Source organism: Sandarakinorhabdus sp., assembly GCF_031422795.1.
In the GTDB taxonomy this organism is placed as follows: Bacteria; Pseudomonadota; Alphaproteobacteria; order Sphingomonadales; family Sphingomonadaceae; genus Sandarakinorhabdus.
In genome coordinates this window covers 1-3323 of sequence record NZ_JANPML010000048.1, presented here as the reverse complement: position 1 = coordinate 3323, position 3323 = coordinate 1, and the positions used below count along the sequence as shown (strand labels likewise).

The following is a 3323-nucleotide window of genomic DNA, read 5'->3' as shown; positions in this document are numbered from 1 at the left end:
AATCGGCCAGCAGCGCCAGTTGCCTGTTGGTGATCGACGGGATGCCTTCAAAGCCGGCGATGAACACCTGCGGGATGGCCTCGTCGCCGTGCACATCCATGGCGAGATCGCAGCCGGTCTTGTCCATCGCGTCCCGCACGCTCAGCACTTCCGGCGATTTTTCTGCCGAGGGCGCGGCCCATTCGCGGTTGAGGTTCACCCCGGCGGCGTTGCAGCGCAGATGGCCACGGAAACTGCCATCGGGGTTCATGTTGGGCACGATGTGGAACGTCGCCAACTGGCGCAGCTTGCGCGCCACCGGGTCGTGCGGATCGGTCAGCCGCTCCAACACGCCTTCCATCCACCAATGTGCCTTGCTCTCGCCGGGGTGCTGGCGGGCATAGAGCCAGATGGTTTTCGGCCCCGTGCCCATGATCAGCCGATCAATGGGCCGGCCATCAAGGCTGTGGCCCAGCACATCGGCAGCAACGCCTGGCGCCGCGGCCATGCGGGCGACCAGATCATGGTGCCGTTCCATGGAGTAGGGCGCGAAATAGGCGAACCACAACTGGTCGGCCTCAGGCGTTATTTCGATGGTCAGCGTGCCATTGGCGGATGCGGGGTCGTAACTCGTCGTGGCGCGGGTCCAGTGCTGGCGATCGGCCGACATGGCGGCGCGATAGCCCGGCCAGCCATCGGGATAGGCGCTGCCCTTCAGATCGATGATGCGGATCAGGCAGCGCTGGCCCTTGGCGCCCGACAGGCGGAAGTGGAACCATTGATAAAAGTCGCTGTGCGCGTCCTTGGGGATGGTCAGCACGATGTCGTGCGGGCCGCCGATCCGCTCGACCTTGATGTTGCCGGAGTCGAATGCGCTGTCGATGCTGATCATGGAGTCGTCTTTACCTTTACCGTCTCGCTGCGGCCATTGGCGCCGGGGAAGCCCTTCAACAAGGCCTGCAACAGCGCCGGTGCGGCGCTGATCGGGTCAGCGCCGGGCGCAATCGCGCTGGCCCGGCCTTCCCACACCACGGTCTTGTCGCTTGCCCGGCGGATCTGAATCGTCATCTGGGCCGCTGTTACGGTGCGGGTGCCGCCGCCAATCGGGAAGGACACGCCGCCGCCCACGCCGCCATTCCAGCCGCCGGTGCCGCCGCCCACGCCGATCGAAATCGGCGAGCGTTTGCGCACCACCTCGCTGGTGCCGGTAAGGGTGATGCGGGCGACATGATCGGCGGGCTGGCCGGCGGCCATCGGCTTGAACCCGGCGCGGGCCAGTTCTGCGTAGGCCGCCGCTGCCAGCACACCGAACTGCAGCGACGGCGGTTCAGCCGTGGGAGCAGCCGGCTCGACCGTGATGCTGCTGCCGGACAGCGATGGTGCTGGCGGCGCGAGCAGGTGGAAACGGCTCACCTCAACCTTGGTGGTGGCCGCAAGGGCGGCTGCCGGCTGCAGCAGGATCAGCAAGGCAAGGGCAGATGTGCGCATGTTTTATATCCCGATGGTGGGCGGTGAAGTGGTCGCATGTGCGTCAGCCGGTTGCAACCAAAGCTGAATGAACCGCGGCAGAGGGCCCACGATGGTTGACAAAGCCTGCTCCCTCCCTTAGCTCGCCGGTTCCTTTCGACCACCGATTCACTTGCCGGGATTGATCATGAAGATCCGCAACAGCCTCAAGAGCCTCAAGGGCCGTCACCGTGATTGCCAGGTCGTGCGCCGTCGCGGCCGCACCTATGTGATCAACAAGACCAACCGCCGCTTCAAGGCCCGCCAAGGCTGATGTTGCCGCGGCCGGCCACAGCGGCCGGCGCGTTGCCTTGCAAACCCCTGCCATTCGGCGGGGGTTTTGCCATTTGTGGGGCTTGAGCATGCTGCGTGCGGTTGTTTTCGATGTCGGCAATGTCATCGTCGATTGGAATGTGCGGGCCTTCTATGCGCGCTTCATCACTGATCCGGCGCGGCTGGATTGGTTCCTGGCCAATGTCGTCACGCCAGATTGGCATTTCCAGCACGATATGGGCCGGCCGTTTGCCGATACCAGCGCCGAACTGATCGCCCGCTTTCCGGCCGAAGCCGACCTGATTCGCCTTTTTGGCCCGCGCTTCAACGAGACGATCGTGGGCCCGATTCCCGGCATGATCGAACTGGTGGAGCAGCTGGCCGCGCGCGGCGTGCCGTTGTTTGCCATCACCAATTTTGCCCAAGAATTCTGGCTGCAGTTTCGGCCCGAATGGCCGGTGTTCGATCATTTCATCGATATCGTCGTGTCGGGTGCAGAGCGCTTGGCCAAGCCAGATCCGGCCATTTACCAGCTCGCCCTGCGCCGCTTTGGCTTGGCCCCCGGAGAGGCGATCTTCATTGATGACCGCGCCGACAATGTGGCGGCGGCGCAGGCCAATGGCTTTGCGGGCCACCTGTTCGAAGGGGCCGCAGGGCTGAACGCCGAACTTGTCCGGCTGGGCCTGCTGCCTCAATAATTCTTCAGCTCGTCCCCGCTCAGCCGCACGACGTGGACCACGTTGGTGGTGCCCGGCGTGGAGAAGGGCACGCCGGCAATCAGCACCAGCGGATCACCGCCCTTGGCCAGGCCAGACCGCAGCGCCATGCGTTTCGATTTGCCGACCATTTCTTCGAAACTGCCCACGTCACGCGTGGTGACAGCGTGCACACCCCACACCAGCGCCATGCGCCGCGCCGTTGTCTGGCTGGGCGTGAGGCACAGCACCGGCACCGATGGCCGTTCGCGGGCAGCGCGGCTGGCGGTGGAGCCGGAAATGGTGAAACACACGATGGCGCGCGCGCCGATGGTGCGGCTGATTTCGGCGGCGGCAGCGGTGATGGCGGCCGGCGTAGAACGGCCCGTGGCCACTTCGGTGAAATGCACCCGGCCATGATAGCTGGGGTCGGCCTCCACCTGGGCGGCGATGGCGTCCATCATGCTCACCGCTTCTTCCGGCCAGGCGCCGGCAGCGCTTTCGGCGGACAACATCACGGCATCGGCCCCATCATAGATGGCGGTCGCCACGTCTGACACTTCGGCGCGGGTGGGAGAGGGGCTGGTGATCATCGATTCCAGCATCTGCGTCGCCACCACCACCGGCTTGCCCAGGCTGCGCGCCATGGCAACGATGCGTTTTTGTGCCGGCGGCACGTTCTGCGGCGGCAGTTCGACGCCCAGATCGCCGCGCGCCACCATCACGGCGTCGGCGATCTCCAATATTTCTTCCAGCCGTTCCAGCGCCGCCGGCTTTTCGATCTTGGCCAGCAACAGCGCCTTGCCGCAAATCAGGGGGCGCGCCTCGGCGACGTCTTCGGGGCGCTGCACGAACGACAGCGCCACCCAA

Annotated in this window: 5 protein-coding genes; 2 read left to right on the top strand and 3 right to left on the bottom strand. The window is 65.3% G+C overall.

Annotation, left to right across the window (positions count from 1 at the left end; all coding sequences use genetic code 11):
- On the bottom strand, positions 1-871 hold an 871-nt coding region (locus tag RMO81_RS01880; protein WP_310474029.1), incomplete at its 3' end, for a M14-type cytosolic carboxypeptidase.
- The gene (locus tag RMO81_RS01875; protein ID WP_310474028.1) at positions 868-1467 is read right to left on the bottom strand and encodes a DUF4136 domain-containing protein; all 600 of its coding nucleotides are present in this window, start codon (positions 1465-1467) and stop codon (positions 868-870) included. The genes RMO81_RS01880 and RMO81_RS01875, both read right to left, overlap by 4 nt.
- Positions 1468-1633: 166 nt before the next feature.
- Here RMO81_RS01875 and ykgO point away from each other — a divergent pair, with 166 nt between their 5' ends.
- Together ykgO and RMO81_RS01865 are read left to right on the top strand one after the other, a co-directional pair.
- A complete protein-coding gene (ykgO, locus tag RMO81_RS01870) occupies positions 1634-1759 on the top strand; it encodes a type B 50S ribosomal protein L36 (RefSeq protein ID WP_017668774.1) in 126 nt (41 codons plus the stop codon).
- Positions 1760-1847: 88 nt separating this feature from the next.
- Positions 1848-2456, top strand: a complete 609-nt coding sequence (locus RMO81_RS01865) for an HAD family phosphatase (protein WP_310474027.1) — start codon at positions 1848-1850, stop codon at positions 2454-2456.
- On the opposite strand, the gene RMO81_RS01860 is transcribed toward RMO81_RS01865, so the two are convergent.
- Positions 2450-3323, bottom strand: an 874-nt coding sequence (locus RMO81_RS01860; RefSeq protein WP_310474026.1) for a pyruvate kinase, incomplete at its 5' end; no start/stop codon positions are given. The genes RMO81_RS01865 and RMO81_RS01860 overlap by 7 nt on opposite strands.

What these genes read in the sequence shown, in the direction of transcription:
- RMO81_RS01875 (WP_310474028.1), bottom strand. Translation starts at nt 1,467, where the DNA reads ATGCGCACATCTGCCCTTGCCTTGCTGATCCTGCTGCAGCCGGCAGCC.
- ykgO (WP_017668774.1), top strand. Translation starts at nt 1,634, where the DNA reads ATGAAGATCCGCAACAGCCTCAAGAGCCTCAAGGGCCGTCACCGTGAT.
- RMO81_RS01865 (WP_310474027.1), top strand. Translation starts at nt 1,848, where the DNA reads ATGCTGCGTGCGGTTGTTTTCGATGTCGGCAATGTCATCGTCGATTGG.